We start from the raw sequence: 19,264 nt of genomic DNA on the forward strand, positions 1-19,264 counted from the left end.
CGCTTAATGGCGATTAAGGGGAGCTCAATGAAAAAGTGGCTTATTCCATTATTTATTCCAACATTGATGTCATGTTCATCAATGAATATGATGAATGCAGAGGATGACTTTTATAAATCAAAGCAAGAAGTACGAGGTGAAATTGACAGCTTTAATTTACCTCGACATGCGATAGCTGATGTTGTTAAAGGCCTTACTTATCAGATGCTTGAAAGTAGCTCTTTTGTTAATCCTAAAACACCAATTGCGGTTGCTTCTTTTGTTGAGTTAGCAGATCTTGAGTCAACCAATTGGCTTGGTAACCAAATATCAGAAAACTTTGTTCATGAATTACAACGTCATGGTTTAGTGGTTATTGATTTTAAAACCACAGGACATATTCGTGTAACTCCACAGGGTGATTATGTATTTAGTCGTGACTGGAAAGAATTACCCGAACGCCAGATAATTGACTACGTAGTGACGGGTACCATGATGGAACAAGAAAATGGTGTAATGATTAACGCCCGTATGATTGGTATGCAATCACGTGTCGTTGTTGCAACAGCGCAATCATTTATTCCAAGTTGGGTCATCGGCGAACAAATTAATCAAGATGAAAGTGTGCGTATAAAAGACGGATTAATCATTCGAAACAGCGTTATGTTGGCTGAAGATGAACGTTCAATTGAAATCGTTAACTAGTTTGTTTAAATAAATTTAGGGCTAACGTTTGGTATTTATGATGAAAAAAATAATTCTTAATTTATTGTTTGTTGTGGGGATCGGTTTTTTACTCGCGAGCTGTTCTAGTATGTATGATAAACACGTACAGTGGCAAAGTGTGAAGCCCGAAACCTTCCCTCTTTTACGCGCTATTGGACAAGCACCGATTAGTTTGCAAAATTCAGAACATGAGACACAGCGGATGCTGATGGCTATTAATGCGTCAAAACTTGCCGCTTATGCGGAACTTGCTGAGCAAGTCTACGGACAAAAAATAAATGGTGAAATGACCATGTCACAATTATTACTAGGAAAGCACGAGGTGTCGGCGTCAGTTTATGGCATTATTCGTGCGGCTAAAGTAATAAAAAGCTACCCGGTAGGCGACAGTTACACCACAGAGCTAAGTTTAGATTTTGAAGATGTTTACAATATTTATGTCGCCTCTGCACCCAAGCGTGAAATTAAAAACGTGACTTATTATTAATAGGCAAAGCACAGTCTAAAAAGAATAGTGTAAATTCATATAATAATAAGCGCCGTTGAAACCGAAAGGGGCAGAGCGGCGCGAATATTTAAAAACCCCCGTACTTTCAACAATTATATCGCCCTGTTCATTTTCAATTGTGCCACCTCGAGAGTTTCCTATGCTATTTACATCAGGCGTGACATTGAATAAATTATGACTGCCTAAAGTAACAGAAAGCTTTTTTGACACTTGATAATTAATAGAAACGTCAGTCAACAATTCTTCACTATACGTTTGTTTTCCTCCATCTGTTATCGTGTACTTACCATAATGGTTGAGTAATAAGTTTACTGTCCAGTATGGGTTTTTATAACGGGTGTTTAAGCTTACTTTGCTGCGTGGTTGCCATTCTTCAATAATAGAAATATCTTGCTCTGAAAAAATCTTTTCAACCGCAATTGTGTGTAACGTACTGTGTTTAGGCGTAAACAATTTTGTTACCTGTGTATTTGTGAAGTTTGCAGCGAGGGTGAAATTAATATTCCCTGCTAAAGCTTGAGTCTGCCAAGTGGCGACAATATCAGTACCTTGAGTTTTTGTATCCGCCCCATTCAAGAAGAATTGCCCTTTGGTGACACCTTCTTCGATAAAAGCTTGATCGAGTAAAGGAGATATTCCCATGCCTAATTTGCTGCTAATAACGATACGGTCGTCAATATTTATCTGATAAAAATCAACACTTAAATCAATATTATCCGTAGGGTTGTAGATCAAACCTATACTGAGGTTGTCAGACTCTTCATCTTTAAGTGTAGGAACACCAAGGCGAGTTGTTAAGGTACTATCATTTCTAAATGTTTCAACTTCTTCACTTAACAGTGAGCCACTTTCGTCAACAATAAACTGTGTGCTAATGTTATTGAAGTACATTTGTTGCATCGAAGGTGCACGAAAGCCGGTGCTATAAGCGCCACGTAAAATAACGTTGTCGTTTACTTGCCAATGAGCCGCAATTTTAGTGTTACTACTGTTACCAAATACATCATAATCATCATAGCGAATAGCCGCGCTAAGTTGTAAAAAGTCATTGATTTGCGTAACAGACTCAGCAAAAAGTGAAACAACATTACGGCTTTCATTAACGCCAAGTTCAGGTGAAACACCGGGAAAGCCTTGAATTCCCCCCGCGGCATCCTGCTCAAATAATTGCTGATGGTTTTTTGTATCATAATCCTCAAAACTGTATGTTTCTCCGGGTATTATTGCGTATTTGTCTTGGCGAAATTCAGCGCCTAATACCAGAGAATAATTTTCATAATCTTTGCTAAATAATAAATTAACGGTCTCTAGTGATAACGACAAACCGTAGGCAAAAGCTGAACGAGGTAGTTGTGTACGAAGTTCATCTGTTGTTAAATCACTGGTATGTAATAAGTAGTTAGCATAAGACGCATTAAGTGAATCGCTCGTAGTGTAGTTTATTTGATTTTTTCCATAGGTATATGAAATATCGATAGCAGCGTCATTATCAAAAGAAACTTTATAACCAAGGCTATATGAAATATCTTCTATATCGGAATTTATTTTAGGTAAATAACCTTGTTGGATCGTGGCATTGCTATCGCCTAAGATTGGGTTTTCGTGAGTATTTGCATTGTGACGAAAAAAAGCAGCTGATTGATTTTCTCTGTGTGAATAGGTTAGGAAACCATAAAGTTCTCCTTGATTAAGCGCTAATTCACTATTGGCGGCAAAAGAAAGTTGCTGGTAAGAGGGATCACCAATTCGAAATGTTTCCCTGCTAACGGATAATTCACGTGGATCACTGGTTTGCCAATGGCCATTTTCTACTTGAATACATTGGTCAAACTGGCAGGCACCATGTAACCCTGACCGATTAGTACTTTGGTGGTCAACTAAACTTAAGGTAGCATTGATAAAACCATCATGACTCAACGCTAATCCCTGCGTATAAGATAATGTAAAGTCTTCCCCATCGCCTTGCTTGTATGCGCCAAAAGATGTTTCTAAGGTTGATTGGTCGCTACGATCATTGAGTACAATGTTAATCACTCCCGCTATTGCATCAGAGCCATATTGAGCGGCGGCACCGTCTCGTAAAATTTCAATTCTTTTAATCGCTCTTACTGGAATAGCATTCATATCTGTTCCAGCGGTGCCTCGCCCAACAGAGCTATTGATATGAATTAAGCTCGCTTGATGACGACGTTTACCATTTAATAAAATAAGTGTTTGGTCCGGTCCTAATCCCCGTAAGGTTGCCGGCTGTAATACATCACTACCGTCGCTTATTGCTGAACGAGAAAAGTTGAAAGAAGGCACGAGCGCCTGCAACATTTGGCCAAGGTTTGTGTGGCCACTATTGCGTAAAATATCACCAGAAATAATATCAACAGGAACAGGCAACTCTTTTACTGTTCTACCATTGATGTGGCTGCCCACAATCGCTATTTTTTCAATAGATATTATCTTCTTTTTAGCTTTTATTCTTGGTTTAATGTCTTTATAAACCTGAAGTTTTTGCTTAATAGACCATTGGCCTTTAGCGTTTATTTGAGCGACAAGTTGAGTGTTTTTTAGCAGTTTTCTTAAAGCTAAAGAAACTGTGTAATACCCATCTATCGCTTTACTGTTTAAAGTTTTAGTTAAATCATACGAAAATAAAATGGTCTGATCAGCTTGCTGAGCAAGTTTAATTAATGCTTGGTCAACAGGTTGCGCGGCAACACTAAAGTAAATGATTTTTGACGTAATTTTTGGTGTGTCAGCTTGACTCATTAAGCTAAAAGTCAATGAGTAAGTAATGAAGATTAATAAAGAGAAAGTGTTGAATCTTTTTGCTAAAGGATAGCTCAATCGCTTGTTTTTTCTTTCTTTAAATAAAGAGGGCAGTAATATCTGAACAAGTGCTCTGATTGTTATCATGGAATACAAAAAGATCACCTGTTAGTTATAATGTTTGTTCATCGCACTAATCTATAGCGTACTTGAGGTTGTTGGCCCTAAGGTTGCTGAATGAATCGCTTTAGTGATCAATACGTTGTTATTATTGGTCTGTGTATATGTTAAATCAAAGTTATTGCTAATTGAATCTAACAAGGTTTCAACATCACCAGCCTTAAAGTAACCCGCGACTTTTATTTTGGCAAGCGCTTGATCTTGAATCGTAAATCTTATATCTGTGTAGCGGCTAATTTCATCAAGGGCGGTTGCGAGTGATTCACCATCAAAAATAAGCATTCCTTTTTGCCAAGCAAGCTCTTGGGAGAGTGCTAATGGCGAAATTTTATTTTTCGGTAATTGAATTTTGTTGACTATAACTGTTTTTTCACCCGCAGTGACAATATTGTTTCTCTCAGGGAATTGAACCGTGTTTGCTATTTGTTGCGTTAATTCAATCAGTGGCTCATTAGAATCAGCGATTAATACTCGCCCTTCAGTAACAATTAATTCTAGATGATTATTATCATTTTTCTGCACGTTAAAAATGGTGCCTAAAGCGGTAAATGATTGCTGACCAGAAGTGACACTAAATGGACGTGATTTATCTTTTGCTACGTCAAATAAAGCCTCACCTTTTACCAAGTTTAATTGGCGATGATTATCACTGAAACTTAGGGTGAGTAAACTGTTGGTGTTGAGGTGAACAAGTGAACCATCGGGTAAGCTAAAACTGGCTTGCTCGCCTGTTTTAGTAGAAAACTGTTGGTAAACAATTGCGGATGAGGTTTGTTGAAAAAATGAGAATAAACTTTTATTTAAAAAGATTTCACTGGTCAGCATACTAAAAAAAATAACACTGGCAGCTAATGATAAGTGTTTAAATAGTTTTTGAGTGTTGTTTGAGTGTTTTTTTTCTAACGGGAATAAGCCATTGAACTCAGCAAGGAATTTAGACATCTTTATTGAAGGAGAATATTTGTGTAGTGCTAAATGATGCTTGTTATCTTGGTTCACCCAAGCAACAAAGGCTTGTCGCTCTTGCTGTGACAAACCTTGTTCAATGCGCCATAGCCAATATTTGGCTTGCACTTCTATTTCACTATTATATTGTGTTTTAGTCATAAAAAAATATCTTATGTTAATTCAATTTACGCAAACATCGATATATTTATTCGACCATGCCAGGCATCCTTGCTTAATAGCAAACGACTATTTTTATATCATTGAGGTCTTTCTGCAGATATTTTAATAAGTCGACATGATAAATAGGGCGTTTCATACTCAACACCCCATCTACCTATTTTTATACTTTACCTTTATTTCTTTTTATTTGCACGTTTCGCTTGTTTTTTCGCTTTAGCTTTTTTCTGTGACTTACTTATTTTTATTTTAGGCTTTTTCAATGCGAGCTTAGACTCTTTATATTGTGGCTTTAAACCTTCAATATTTCTGCGTGGTAAGCGCTCATCCATGTAACGTTCAATTTTAGCAATAACGGGCATATCGTGCGCTTCTACTAAAGATATCGCGGTGCCTTTATTACCTGCTCTGCCAGTTCTGCCAATACGATGTAAATAAATATCAGCTTTACGGGGCATATCAAAATTAATAACATGGGTAATGTCGTCAATATCTAAACCACGCGCAGCAACATCGGTAGCAACGAGTACTTTCACCATACCAGAACGCAAGCGATTAATGGCATGATTACGCTTGTCTTGTGGCATTTTACCTTCAAGCCATGCACAAGGAATCTCTTCTGCGTATAGCTTCCCTGATAAATGCTGAACAGTTTCACGCTTATTGGCGAAAACAACCGTCCGTTCAAAGCCTTCTTGCTTTAACAAGTTAATTAACAATTTAAATTTATGTTCTTTGTCATCAGCTAAGTGAAGCCATTGATGAATCTTAGCTTTTTCTTTACGTGAAGGGTGAGACTCTAAGAATACTGGCTCGTTAAGTACTTCCTTCGAAAAACGTAAAACACCAGCACCTTCGAGTGTTGCTGAAAAAAGCATCGTTTGTTTACGCCAGCGAGCTTCGCCCACAATACGGTTAATTGCATCAGAGAATCCCATATCAAGCATACGGTCTGCTTCATCAAGCACAAGAATTTCAATATCACGTGCTTCAAACTGTTCTGATTCAAGGTATTCGAGTAAACGACCGGGTGTTGCGACTAAAATATCAGTATTTTTTGTTAGAACGTCTTTGTGGCTATCGTAACTAACACCACCGGTAATTAATCCTGTTTTAATGTCTGTCAATTCAGTTAATTGCGTACATTGTTCGCTGGTTTGAATAGCAAGCTCGCGCGTAGGAGATAAAATAAGTACACGAGGAAAACCAGGGCTTTTACGCGGGTAATCTAATAAATGTTGAGCGATAGGTAATATAAAAGCAGCTGTTTTACCTGTGCCCGTTGGCGCTGAAGCTAAAACATCTTTACCGGTCATAGCGACAGGTAAGACCAACTCTTGAATAGAAGTTGGTTTTTTATAACCGGCATTTTGAATGCCGCCTAGTAGTGCTGAATCTAGGTCAAATTGCTCAAACATAAAGTATAATTTCGGTCAGGGTAATATAGCAGTGAATTATAAAGTGAAAAAGGGTATTTAGCTAAAGCTATTTGAGATAGTCACCTTTTATTTTGATTTTTTATTCACTTTCAATAATTTCAGCAATTTCACCTTGAATTTGCTGACACCATTGCGATATGCGCTCATCACTTTGATCGTATTGATTATCTTCGTCTAATGATAAACCAACAAATTGGCTGTTATCTTCGGTGAGCGCTTTTGATGCTTCAAATTCATAGCCTTGGTTTGGCCAATAACCTATCACAAAGCCGTCTTGGGCGATTACTTGCTCATGTAACATTCCCAATGCGTCTTGAAACCATTCGGTATAGCCTATTTGATCACCCATACCGTAGAGCGCGATAATTTTTCCTGATAAATCTAATGTTGCAATATCGTCCCAGTGGCCTTCCCAGTCTTCTTGAATTTGACCGTAATCCCAAGTCGAAATCCCCATAATGACGATGTCAAAATCAGTGATTTTCTCTAGGGGAGTTTCTTTAATATTAAACAATTCGACTTGAATTTCTGGCTGAATGGTCGTGTGTTCAACAAAATATTGTTGAATTTTTTCCGCTGCCATTTCGGTATAACAAGTGGTAGAACCGTAAAATAAACCAACTTTCATGAGGGGGAACCTTAAGAATATATTTGAGCTTAAAAATAAAATGTGAACGGGCTGATTTTAAAGCCGCTATTTTCTGAGAGTTTAACAGATAGATCATATCAAACTAGTAAAAAAAATATACCCATAACAATCAATGGACAAATTTTTAACACGTCAATGGTAACGGATAAAAGCATCTATTTACATTTATTAATACAGGGATATGGTCAGATTCATTGCATTTATAGGCAATTCACTGTAATTTTACCGCTAATAAAACGGTCATGTTATATAGCTGAATCGATCTGGTGTAATCTATTAGGTTGATTATTATTCTTTGGTTATAAGTTCTACTTTTAGGAAGTCATTAATGTTTAAGAAAATTTCCCTTGCCCTTACGGCAGTTTGTGTTGCTGGTTTAGTCTTTGCTGGAGAACAGCCAACAGTTGCTGCAAATAATACATCAACTAATACCGCTACCGTCAATAATACCACTTTTGATGCGGCTAAATTAAAAGCAAAGCTCACGTTAATGTTAGGTTTAGAAATTGATGTAGTTAAACCTTCAGCTATGCCAGGCTTAGTTGAACTCGTTACTAACCAAGGTTTGTTCTACGCAAGTGCTGACGGTAAATTTTTTATTCAAGGTAAACTTTATGGTTTAGGCGGTAAAGTTGTCAATTATTCAGAAGAAAGTTTAGCGCAAGTTAGACTCGACGGTATGGATAAATTTGCTGATTCAATGATCGTTTATCCTGCAAAAAATGAAAAGCATGTTGTTACTGTATTTACTGACATTACTTGCGGTTACTGTCGTAAAATGCACGAACAGATGGATGAATATAATGAAAAAGGAATTACTGTACGCTATTTAGCTTATCCGCGTTCAGGCGTAAAAGACCGTTCAGGCCAATACTCACAAGGGTTTAAAGATCTCCGCTCTATTTGGTGTCATGAAGATCCAGCCGACGCATTAACGAAAGCTAAAATGGGATCGAATGTTGCCCAGCGTATATGTGACAAGCCTATAGAAGATGAGTTTAACTTTGGCCGCCAAGTGGGGGTTAGTGGCACACCCGCTGTTATTTTAGAAAATGGGATGATGTTACCGGGCTATCAAGAGCCTGATGCACTTATTGGCATACTTGAACAGATGAAAGCCGCAGGATAACTTACCTAGTATCATTAATTATTTTCGCTTAAATGGCAGGCCTTGGCCTGCCATTTTCTCTTACTTTCATTGAAATTAATCATTAGACCCTCTTCTTATGCAAAAGCAAATTGTTCGTCGCCTTCATGTTAATGATAATCACCTACCAGATCATCTTCACCCACTAATAAAGCAAATATATGCGAGTCGTGGTATCGAAAATGAGCGTGAACTTGAACTGAAGGTTAGCCAGCTCTGTGCTATTGAAAGTTTAAAAGGAATAAACCAAGGTTGTAAGGTTTTATATCAAGCACTAATCGAAAATAAAAATATTGCTATTATCGGCGATTTTGATGCTGATGGAGCCACAAGTACGGCGTTAATGATGGAAGCATTACGTTTGTTTGGTAGCGATAATTATCAGTTTTTAGTGCCAAATCGATTTTTATATGGCTATGGATTGACCCCTGAAATCGTTGAAATTGCCGCTAAGCAGGGCGCTGAGTTATTAATTACGGTTGATAATGGCATTAGTTGTGTTGCGGGTGTTGCCAAAGCAAAGTCATTAGGTTTAGGTGTTATTGTTACCGATCATCACCTGCCAGGTACGACGCTACCAGATGCCGATGCTATTATTAATCCCAATCAGGTGGGTTGTAATTTCCCCAGTAAAGCGCTGGCGGGCGTGGGTGTCGCTTTTTATTTTATGATGGCAATGCGAAAATATTTACGAGAGAAAAATTGGTTTGTCGAGAAAAACATACCTGAGCCTAATATTGCCCAATTACTCGACTTAGTGGCTCTGGGGACCGTGGCTGATGTTGTTTCCCTTGATAATAATAATCGTATTCTTGTTGAGCAAGGTTTAAAAAGAATACGTGCAGGTGTTACGCGACCAGGCATTCAAGCATTATTAGAAATAGCAGGTAAAGATCAGAAAAAAATAGTGGCTAGTGATTTTGGTTTTGCTTTGGGCCCTAGAATAAATGCGGCGGGCCGTTTAGACGATATGTCTTACGGAATTAATTGCTTGCTCGCAAAAGATCTCGCTTCGGCGAGAGTGATGGCGGCAGATCTTGACGACTTAAATAAGTCGCGTAGAGAAATAGAGCAGGGCATGCAGCAAGAAGCAGAACAAGTATTAAAAAGCTTAAACTTTTCGGACCACAACTTACCGCATGCTATTTCATTGTTTCAAAAGGATTGGCATCAAGGAGTTATTGGTATCGTTGCGGGGCGTTTAAAAGAAAAATTTCATCGCCCAAGTATTGTATTTGCTGGAACAAGTGACGACCTATCTCTAGATAAACCAGAAAAAATCAGTGAGATTAAAGGCTCAGCACGCTCTATACCGGGATTGCATATTCGCGATTTACTCGAACATATTGATACGCAACATCCTAATATCATTATAAAGTTTGGTGGCCATGCGATGGCGGCTGGTTTATCAATAGCCGAAGATAACTTTGAAAAATTTCAGCAGTTGTTTAATCAATATGCAGAACTCTGGTTAAGCAGTGATGACCTCAAGGGTACACTATCTTCTGATGGTGAATTACCCGCGAATCAAATGACGTTATCTTTTGCCCAATTACTACGTGACTCAGGTCCTTGGGGACAAAATTTTATCGAACCGTTATTTGACGATAAATTTACCCTCGTACAGCAACGTATTGTTGGTCAAAAACACTTAAAGCTAGTTGTTGAAAAAGAGGGGCAAGTTTTTGATGCGATTGCTTTTAATGTCGATTTAACCCGCTGGCCTGATCACAAAACTCAACAAGTACACCTTGCTTATCGTCTCGATATTAATGAATTTCGCGGTAAACAAAGTGTGCAATTTATAGTTGAGTACCTTGCATAAAAAGTGGGCTATTCGTCACTTGTTTTCGCCCAGTTTAGTCAGTTAAATCGTTTATTTAGCAATTAAATTACGCTACAATGCGCCACTATTTTATTTTATTCTTTAGGGCGTTCATTTTAGCGCCAAATTTGCGACGTAAAATTATAAACTATGATTGAAGCTAACCCGGTAATAAACAAAATTAAAGATATCCGCGAGCGTACAGATATGCTTCGGGGGTACCTTTGACTATGACCAAAGATCCGAACGTTTAGTTGAAGTTGTTCGAGAACTCGAATCGCCCGAAGTTTGGAATGAACCCGAACGTGCACAAGCGCTCGGTAAAGAACGATCTTCACTTGAAGCTATTGTTGAAACCATTGACGAAATGGACAGAGGCTGTGAAGATATTGAAGGCTTAGTTGAACTTGCTGTTGAAGAAGAAGATGAAGAAACCTTTAATGACGCAGAAGACGAAATAAAGGCGTTAGAGAAAAGCCTAGAAAAACTAGAATTTCGCCGCATGTTCTCTGGTGAACACGACGAAAACAGTTGTTATCTAGATATTCAATCAGGCTCAGGTGGCACCGAAGCACAAGACTGGGCTGAAATGCTGATGCGTATGTATCTACGTTGGGGTGAAGCGCACGGTTATAAAACTGAAGCGATTGAAGTTACTGATGGTGATGTGGCTGGTATTAAAGGCTGTACGATTAAATATACCGGTGAATATGCTTATGGTTGGCTACGCACGGAAACAGGTGTTCATCGTCTCGTGAGAAAGTCACCATTTGACTCAAGCGGACGTCGTCACACCTCATTTGCTTCTGCCTTTATTTACCCTGAAATAGACGACAATATTGAAATAGATATTAATCCTGCTGATTTACGCATTGATACCTTTCGCGCTTCGGGTGCTGGTGGTCAGCATGTAAACAAAACAGATTCAGCTATCCGTATCACGCATGTTCCTACCGGGGCTGTTGTCGCTTGTCAGGCTGACCGTTCTCAGCATAAGAACAGAGCTACGGCAATGAAATTGCTAAAAGCCAAGCTTTTTGAAATGGAAATGCAAAAGAAAAATGAAGGTAAGCAAGAATTAGAAGACGGAAAATCAGACATCGGTTGGGGCAGTCAGATACGCTCATACGTTTTAGACGACAGCCGAATTAAAGATTTACGCACCGGCGTTGAAAACCGTAATACACAAGCGGTTTTAGATGGCGATTTAGACAAATTTTTAGAAGCTAGCCTTAAATCTGGTTTATAAAATAATATGTAGGTTGAACCTCGTGAAACGTGGTTCGATAATCAAAACTTAAAAAGTTAACGAGAAACAACATGACCGACCAAGCACAAGTAAATCAGCAAGAAGAGAATAAATTAATCGCCGAACGTCGCGGTAAATTAGCGAAGATTCGTGAAAACTGTCCGGCTAATGGCCACCCAAACAAGTTTGACCGAAAACACTACGCTGCTGATTTACAAGCTGAGCATGGCGAAAAAGATAAAGAAACACTTGAAGCTGAAACAGCAACTTACAGTATTGCTGGTCGTGTTATGGCTAAACGTGGTCCATTTCTTGTTCTTCAAGATATGTCTGGTCGCATTCAAGCTTATGCACATAAAACTGTGCAGAAAGACATAAAAGAACGCTGGGGCACTTTAGATATAGGCGATATTATCGGTGTTACCGGTACTATGCATATGTCAGGTAAAGGCGACTTATATGTCAATATGGATGAGTATCATTTATTGACTAAATCTTTACGTCCATTACCAGAAAAATTCCACGGTTTATCTGATGTTGAAACAAAATATCGTCAACGTTATGTTGACTTGATCATCAATGAAGAAACACGTAATACTTTCAAAATACGTTCTAAAATCGTTGAAGGCATTCGTCAGTTTTTAACTGTGCGTGGCTTTATGGAAGTTGAAACTCCTATGTTGCAAACCATTCCTGGTGGCGCAACGGCTAAGCCATTTGAAACTTTTCATAATGCTTTAGATATAGACATGTATATGCGTATTGCACCTGAGCTTTACTTGAAGCGTTTAGTGGTTGGCGGTTTTGAAAAAGTATTCGAAATTAACCGTAACTTCCGTAATGAAGGTTTATCTTCACGTCATAATCCAGAATTCACCATGATTGAATTCTACCAAGCTTATGCTGACTATAAAGACTTAATGAACATTACCGAAGACATGTTACGTACGCTTGCTGAAGATGTAATGGGTAGCTCGGTTATTCGCAATACCGTTAAAAATAGCGATGGTGAAGTAACAGAAGAGAAATTTTATGACTTTGGCAAGTCGTTCACACGTTTATCTATGGTTGATGCCATTTTATTATACGGTAACGATTTAGACGAAAATGTTTTACGTAACCCAGAAGAAAACTTTGACGCGCTTAAAGCAATGGCTAAACAAGTGGGCGTTAAAGAAACTGAAGCGTCTAAAGTTTGGGGTGCTGGTAAATATGTTTGTGAAATATTTGAAGAAGTTGCCGAGCATATGCTTGACCAACCTACTTTCATTACTGAATATCCATGGGAAGTTTCACCATTAGCACGTCGTAATGATGACAACCCATTTATTACTGATCGTTTTGAATTTTTTGTTGGTGGCCGTGAATTAGCCAATGGTTTTTCTGAGCTTAACGATGCAGAAGACCAAGCAGCACGTTTCAAAAACCAAGTGGCAGGTAAAGACGCTGGTGATGATGAAGCGATGCATTATGATGAAGACTATATACAAGCACTTGAGTATGGTTTGCCGCCAACAGCGGGTGAAGGTATTGGTATTGACCGTTTGGTGATGTTGTTTACGGACTCACCAACAATTAAAGACGTTATATTGTTCCCTCATATGCGTCCTTTAGCTGAGTAGGGTTGATATATAGCGCTTTATAAGTCACTAATAAAACATTAAAAAAAGCCGGATAAGTTAATTACTTATCCGGCTTTTATGTTCATGGTGGCCTCTCCCAGACATCCTGTCTTTCTAGGCATTAGTGCATCCATGCACGTCAACGGTCATGATTTTTGTTCCCGACAAATCATAAGTACCTCCATCCATGGATGCAATAACGTGGTGGCATGGATGCCAATGAACGTATATGTTCGGAGTTAGTATTAGTTCAGGGTAAGTGGAACTGTTATTTAAATATCAGTTAAGCCCCAGATAAAAGCAATAACACCAGTTAAAGTAATTAATACCATATAAGCACTACCGATAACCGTATATTTTATAAAGGTGAATAAATAGCCTTGTTTATAGACTCGCCTTTGCATGATGAATAAATAAATAGGGATCCAAAGCAATAACGCTTTACTGGCAAACTCAATGCTACCCGTAAGTCCTGGTATGGCTGTTTCACTATAGTCAGAAAAGACATCGAGTAATTCTACTAATAATATAGTAAAGAAAATAAAGCTGTGGCTATGTAAAGCAACAGTTAAATGCTCCATATAAAGACGCTTTGAAAAGATAAACATTATCTTTAACAATATGGCAAAAAGAGGCAGTAAAATAAACATTAGCTGTGGTAACTTTCCAATAATCTCTTGTACTAATGGCGTGGTGTCAGAGTGGAAGGCTTTCTCTGCTTTCTTGGTGAGAGACTCGGTAAAAGTATTAAGTTTTTTATTACTATCTTCACTCAAAAAATCAAAAGTTAGCGTTCCATCAGCATTGTTACTGATTACCACAGGGCTAACTGTTTTATCGAGTTTTTCCCCATTTTTAATTTTAATAATGTTTGACGTTAATAACTCATACCGTTCTTTTTTCTTACCTTCTAGGGGGTGACCATCATTAAATTGTCTTAACTCTAAATCGACTAGTTTTTTGGTCATATCAATTAGCAGTTTATTTTTATTCAAGCTTTCGTCCTTATTGATATCAGACAAAAATGTTGAAAATTTTGCTATGTCATTTGTTATTACTATTAGTTTATCGCTGTTAATAGGTATTGCTTCTATTGCTTTACGTTTATTTTCTTCTAATAGAGCGAGGTGATCTTTTGCCATCGTTATTGATGTTTGATTGTCGTTAACATTCAAAATATTATTATTATCGTTAAGAACAAAAAACTTTAAGGTAATAAAAAAGACAATACTCACAAATAGATACAAACGTAGAGGAGGAACATAGTGTACACGCTTTCCGGCGATATATTCGTTGGTTAAAAAACCAGGACGAGCAAGTAATGGCAGTATAGTGCGAGCAGCTCGTGAATCGAAACTAAAAATATCATCAAGTAAATGTAATATAACCACCCAAAAATACTTTAATGTTGACTCGGCTTGTTGACCACACTGAGCACAGAAAGGACCACTGAGTGGTTGATGGCAATTTTCACATTGATGATCATCTGAGACTTTAAAGTGTTCAGGCTTGTCAGGTAAGGATGCATTGAGGGCAACATCACTATTTTTTTCAACTAACTCGTTATTTTGCATAAAAGTATTTGCAGGTTGCTAGAAACAATATAATAAAATCATAGCATTATGTTTATAAAAAGTGTAAACGAAAAGTTATAATTTTTTACAAAAAATTTAAGTTAACTTAGTGCTGTCTGTGTAACTATCTGTTAAGTTTACTCTCAGAATAAAAAAGTGTATTAAATGTACTACTTTTATTAAACTAAAGAAGCAATACAAATAAAGTACAGTAAATAGAAAAGCCAAATACAGGAGAATTATAATGGCGTTTGAAGTTAAATTTGAATTAACAGAATCAGACTTAGACCACTTCCGTGATGTAATGCGTAAAGCACAATCAGGAGCTGCAAAACTTAGTGAAGCACTTATTTTAAGTAACGCTAAGAAAATTAGCCAAGATATAAAAGGAAGTGTTCCTGAATTTGTAAGCGAACGCATTCAAAAGCTTGAAACTTTAGTGGCGATGATAGAAGACTCTGAATGGAAAATTCCAGCTGAAGAGCGCGCTGATGTGCTAAGTGCTTTGGCTTATTTTAGTGATCCAGAAGATTTAGTTCCAGATCATATTCCTGTATTAGGCTTTTTAGACGATGCAATTATGATTGAATTAGTTGCTGAAGAACTAAAAGATGATATCGAAGCATTTGAAGAATTTTGCGCTTATCGCAGCCGTGAAGAAGGTCGTAGTGGCGATGCAAAAGTTACGCGTGAAGAGTGGTTAGATTCAAAGCGTCGTGAACTTCACAGTCGTATGAGAAACCGTCGTTCTACACGTCGAAGCGGGCGCTCATCATTTAGATCTATTTTTTAATTTAAAAGTCAGAAAATATTGAATGTAAAAAGCTTACTCATTTTTTGAGTAAGCTTTTTTTTGTGTTATTAACGACGAGATCCTGAAACAAGTTCAGGATGACGGGGGCGTTATTAGAATGACGGAGTCAGTATCAGGTTAGCGGAGGCGGTATCTGGATGACGAAGTTAATATCAAAAAACTAGGTTGGGTTCAGTTGAGCAGTGTCTAGTTATCCCTTTTCCGTCATGTTGAATTTATTTCAGTATTTATTTTTATGGTGTTAACGGCGAGATCCTGAAATAAGTTCAGGATGACGGAGGTGTTATCACGATGACGGATTTGGTATCAGGGTAACTGGCCCCGTCATCCGTGAGTTACATATATCATCATCACAAGGAATCCGATTAGCACCGTATTTAAAGCAATGATATACGCAAAGCCTTTCACACCTTCTTTTACGCTAAAGCCTTTAGCATCTAAATATCTCCACCAAAAAAGACACATAATAATGGGAAGGAGAAAGAACAACTTGATCATATTAATTCCTCTGTTTTATTTTTTATATTTAAGGGGACTTGTTCGCTCCAGGGAGCAACCTTGAATAACATCAGCATTCCAGGTATCGCGAGGAAAGTACATAAAAAGTAGAATGATGTCCACCCTATTTGTTCAACAATAAGACCTGTTGTCGCGTTGGCAAAAGTTCGAGGTAAAGCAGTCAACGCCGTAAATAGTGCAAATTGTGTTGCAGCGAAAGCTGGGTTGGTCGTTCTGGCTATAAATGCTGTAAATGCTGCTGTACCTAGGCCAACACCTAAGTATTCGAAACCCATAGCAAAGGCTAAAGCATAGGTGTTGTGACCTATTTCTGCTAGAGCAGCAAAACCTAAAATACTGATAATTTGTACAAAACCAAATAACCATAATGCTTTATTAATACTAAGTTTGATCATGACTATCCCGCCAATGGCAAGCCCAATTGTCATCGCAATAAGTGAGGCGGTTTTAGCAACAACACCAATTTCTGTTTTAGTAAAGCCTAAGTCTATAAAAAATGGCGTTTGGAGGGCTGTAGCCATACTGTCACCTAATTTATATAAAAATAGAAAAGTCAGGATCTGCAAAGCACTTTTCACGCCTTTTCGTGTAATAAAATCTCGAAAGGGCAAGACAACAGCATCATGTAACGTTTTAGGAGCCAAGTGTTCGCTTTTGGTTTCTTTAATAAAGAGTGTCAATAAAATACCTATTAGCATAAAAGCAGCAACTATCAGGAAGACGGATTGCCAACTGATATGGTCTGCTAATATGAAAGCTAATGAGCCAGGAACTAAGCCTGATAATCTGTAAGCTTGAACATGTATAGAATTTCCTAAACCTAGCTCATGTTCAAGTAATAGTTCTCTACGATACGCATCGAGGACAATATCTTGACTAGCACTAAAAAAAGCAACCGCTGCAGCTAGGTAAGCTACTGACCAAATATTAATATTAGGGTCTATAAAACCAAAACCAGCAATAGTAAACAGTAATAAAATCTGGGTAGCAAGCATCCAGCTACGTCGTCGACCGAGCATTGGAAAAGAGTATCTATCCATTAAAGGGGACCAAATAAACTTCCAAACATAGGGAATACCAATTAAGGAGAATAAACCTATTTCAACAAGACTGACGCCTTCTGATCTTAACCAACCAGGTACCAGCTGGTATAAAATAAATAAGGGCAAGCCCGAGGTGAATCCGGTAAAAATACAGATCAACATTCTTTTATTAAAAATAGCTTCTTTGAATGTTTGTGGAGTTGTCATGCATATGCCTAGAAAAAAATTCGTACCGATAGGCTATCAAAATGTCATTGAAAACAGAAGTTTATTCTTAAGTTCTATGAAGATTGAGTGAATAGAATCAAGATGGTTAAGGTAAAGGACGCCAGCCAATACAGTCGATTGGATAACTACCCGTACCGCTGAAGAAATCTAAACAGGTGGTTATCTCACTTTTGAAATATAAGTCGTGATTAAGCGACTGAGCACCGTGTAAACTCATTTCATGAACTAAGTGCCAAAAAACGCGTTCTTTAGCACTTCCCGGTGTTTCATCATTTACTTTGAGTAATGTCCACTCTTCCATGGTATCAATAATAAATGTGTCTAGTTCAGTGTAATGTAATGATTGATTAATCACTGCGTTAATATAATAAGCAATTTGCAGTGTTTTTTCGTTGATAAACGGCTCTATTATCATGACACCCTCAGTTTGCTCTTCTGTTTAAATAATCGGAAATAGGAAAGTAGCTAGCGCTTTATTGAAACTTTATGAGTCGTTGAATGGCTAATTTACTACCTTATATATCGTAGATTAAAAAGAATTTGTCAAAGGTGTAGACAAATTAATTCTATTTAAAGGCAATAATAATCAAAAAAAAACCTTTATTATTGCCATTTCATAAAGAAATATATTGTCTGTTAAACTCTTTTTAAATTGAACTGTTAAACCTATTCCGCGGGCAGCAAAGTTGCTTTGATCAATGTTATTGGCTCTATTGGAACATCATCCCAGCCCATAGCATCGCTGTACTCTGTTTTGGCTAAGTTCATAGCATTTACAACTTCTTGTCCCTCGACAATGGTGCCAAATACCGCATATCCCCAACGACGGCCAGGATCTAGGCTTTTATTGTCTGCCACATTAAAGAAGAACTGACGATTAGCCGTGTGTGGGCGATTTTCTTTTGCCATGGCAATAGTGCCTATTTCATTTTTTAAACCGTTGCCTGATTCATTAGCAATATCGCCATCAACTTTTTTTAAATTGAAGTTCTCATCGTAACCTCCGCCTTGGACGATAAAGTTGGTGACAATACGATGAAATATCGTGTTGTTATACTCACCTTTAACGACATACGTTAAAAAATTATCAACGGTTAACGGAGCGCGAATACGATCGAGTTCAACAATAATTATTCCTTTTGACGTTTCTAATTTTACTTTTGGAAATAAGTTGTTGGGATCAATAGCAATATTCGTTGCTGATATAGTCGTCGATAAAAATATAAATAAGAAAAGTAAATGTTTCATCATTATTGCTTCTTTAAGAGTAGTTAATCGTTATTTTATAAAGCGTTGAATTTCACTGTTAGTAATAACTTGTGATAAAAGTTGAGTAAGTTGCTGGCTAAAGTCTCGCTCTAATACCGCAATGTCAGCTTTTAATGGGCCTTCGCTTGTACCACGTACTTTAAAAGTGTTACTCAAGGTTTGTGCGCCATTATTTACGGTTACGCGGATCACTAATTCATTATTCACTTTATATTTTATCATTTCTTGTTGCACGCTTATTAAGCCATTATCAATAATGATTTCAATAATATTTCCCGCTTGGGCATTAATTTCTAGGCCTTGCTTTTTAAATTCGGCGGTTAATGTTTGCTCAATAATTTGGTTTAACGGTTGTTGGCTTGAATAAACTTCGGCAGCTTCATCTTTTCTTAAAATTTGTACAACGTGTTGAGCTGTGCGCATATCAGTAACCGTTAAACTTGCCTGCTTATTTTGATAATTACTTTGGTTTGATGCGGTATTAGTAATGCTTAAATCAGGTGCAATAACCACGTGAGTAGGTTTGTTGGCACAAGCGGTGAGTAAAACTAATAATGTGCTTACTGCTAGCGTTTTTACGTTATTATTAACAAATATATTTTTCATGA

At 37.6% G+C, this 19,264-nt stretch carries 16 protein-coding genes; 7 read left to right on the forward strand and 9 right to left on the reverse strand.

What is annotated here, in order from left to right; genetic code table 11:
* The first annotated feature begins 27 nt into the window (after positions 1–27).
* Both H4J39_RS04980 and H4J39_RS04985 read left to right on the forward strand, forming a co-directional pair.
* Positions 28–684: a FlgO family outer membrane protein gene (locus H4J39_RS04980; RefSeq protein WP_182181880.1), complete on the forward strand. Its 657-nt coding sequence runs from the start codon at positions 28–30 to the stop codon at positions 682–684.
* A 40-nt stretch (positions 685–724) separates the two neighbouring features.
* On the forward strand, positions 725–1,192 hold the full coding sequence (locus tag H4J39_RS04985; protein WP_182226263.1) for an LPP20 family lipoprotein: 468 nt from the start codon (positions 725–727) through the stop codon (positions 1,190–1,192).
* Positions 1,193–1,207: 15 nt separating this feature from the next.
* Here the strand turns inward: H4J39_RS04985 and H4J39_RS04990 are convergent, their stop codons facing one another.
* From H4J39_RS04990 to fldB, 4 genes are all read right to left on the reverse strand, one after another.
* A complete protein-coding gene (locus tag H4J39_RS04990) occupies positions 1,208–3,973 on the reverse strand; it encodes a TonB-dependent siderophore receptor (RefSeq protein WP_259368758.1) in 2,766 nt (921 codons plus the stop codon).
* Between the two features lie 198 nt (positions 3,974–4,171).
* Positions 4,172–5,260, reverse strand: coding sequence for a FecR family protein (locus H4J39_RS04995; protein ID WP_182226265.1), 1,089 nt, complete (start codon positions 5,258–5,260; stop codon positions 4,172–4,174).
* A 194-nt stretch (positions 5,261–5,454) separates the two neighbouring features.
* Positions 5,455–6,696 carry an ATP-dependent RNA helicase SrmB gene (srmB, locus tag H4J39_RS05000; RefSeq protein ID WP_182226266.1) on the reverse strand — a complete coding sequence of 414 codons (1,242 nt, stop codon included), beginning with the start codon at positions 6,694–6,696 and terminating at the stop codon, positions 5,455–5,457.
* A gap of 100 nt (positions 6,697–6,796) precedes the next feature.
* Entirely contained in the window at positions 6,797–7,345 is a 549-nt protein-coding gene (gene fldB, locus H4J39_RS05005) for a flavodoxin FldB (protein ID WP_182226267.1), read from the reverse strand.
* A 349-nt stretch (positions 7,346–7,694) separates the two neighbouring features.
* Between fldB and dsbC the strand changes: the two genes are divergently transcribed.
* The 4 genes from dsbC (at position 7,695) to lysS (ending at position 13,209) form a co-directional block, all read left to right on the forward strand.
* A complete protein-coding gene (gene dsbC, locus H4J39_RS05010; RefSeq protein WP_182226268.1) occupies positions 7,695–8,495 on the forward strand; it encodes a bifunctional protein-disulfide isomerase/oxidoreductase DsbC in 801 nt (266 codons plus the stop codon).
* Positions 8,496–8,592: 97 nt separating this feature from the next.
* A complete protein-coding gene (gene recJ / locus H4J39_RS05015; protein WP_182226269.1) occupies positions 8,593–10,338 on the forward strand; it encodes a single-stranded-DNA-specific exonuclease RecJ in 1,746 nt (581 codons plus the stop codon).
* Positions 10,339–10,488: 150 nt separating this feature from the next.
* A protein-coding gene (prfB, locus tag H4J39_RS05020; RefSeq protein WP_182226270.1) for a peptide chain release factor 2 occupies positions 10,489–11,587 on the forward strand; the annotation gives its coding sequence in 2 pieces (ribosomal slippage) (positions 10,489–10,563 and positions 10,565–11,587; 1,098 coding nt in all).
* A 71-nt stretch (positions 11,588–11,658) separates the two neighbouring features.
* Entirely contained in the window at positions 11,659–13,209 is a 1,551-nt protein-coding gene (gene lysS / locus H4J39_RS05025; protein WP_182226271.1) for a lysine--tRNA ligase, read from the forward strand.
* Between the two features lie 272 nt (positions 13,210–13,481).
* Here the strand turns inward: lysS and H4J39_RS05030 are convergent, their stop codons facing one another.
* Positions 13,482–14,783 carry a DUF3667 domain-containing protein gene (locus H4J39_RS05030; RefSeq protein ID WP_182226272.1) on the reverse strand — a complete coding sequence of 434 codons (1,302 nt, stop codon included), beginning with the start codon at positions 14,781–14,783 and terminating at the stop codon, positions 13,482–13,484.
* A 244-nt stretch (positions 14,784–15,027) separates the two neighbouring features.
* On the opposite strand from H4J39_RS05030, the gene H4J39_RS05035 reads away from it, so the two are divergent.
* Positions 15,028–15,576 (forward strand): YkvA family protein, encoded by a 549-nt coding sequence (locus H4J39_RS05035; protein ID WP_182226273.1) that lies wholly within the window; start codon positions 15,028–15,030, stop codon positions 15,574–15,576.
* 515 nt (positions 15,577–16,091) lie between these two features.
* On the opposite strand, the gene H4J39_RS05040 is transcribed toward H4J39_RS05035, so the two are convergent.
* The 4 genes from H4J39_RS05040 to H4J39_RS05055 all read right to left on the reverse strand — a co-directional run bounded on the left by H4J39_RS05040 (position 16,092) and on the right by H4J39_RS05055 (position 19,262).
* Positions 16,092–17,366, reverse strand: a complete 1,275-nt coding sequence (locus H4J39_RS05040; protein WP_182226274.1) for an AmpG family muropeptide MFS transporter — start codon at positions 17,364–17,366, stop codon at positions 16,092–16,094.
* A 106-nt stretch (positions 17,367–17,472) separates the two neighbouring features.
* On the reverse strand, positions 17,473–17,802 hold the full coding sequence (locus H4J39_RS05045) for a hypothetical protein (protein ID WP_182181892.1): 330 nt from the start codon (positions 17,800–17,802) through the stop codon (positions 17,473–17,475).
* A 251-nt stretch (positions 17,803–18,053) separates the two neighbouring features.
* Complete coding sequence (locus H4J39_RS05050; protein ID WP_310649716.1) at positions 18,054–18,638, reverse strand: peptidylprolyl isomerase; 585 nt, start codon at positions 18,636–18,638, stop codon at positions 18,054–18,056.
* A gap of 27 nt (positions 18,639–18,665) precedes the next feature.
* Complete coding sequence (locus H4J39_RS05055; RefSeq protein WP_182226275.1) at positions 18,666–19,262, reverse strand: YajG family lipoprotein; 597 nt, start codon at positions 19,260–19,262, stop codon at positions 18,666–18,668.
* Positions 19,263–19,264 lie beyond the last annotated feature (2 nt).

It is taken from the genome of Colwellia sp. Bg11-12, assembly GCF_014076955.1.
Lineage (GTDB): Bacteria > Pseudomonadota > Gammaproteobacteria > Enterobacterales > Alteromonadaceae > Colwellia_A.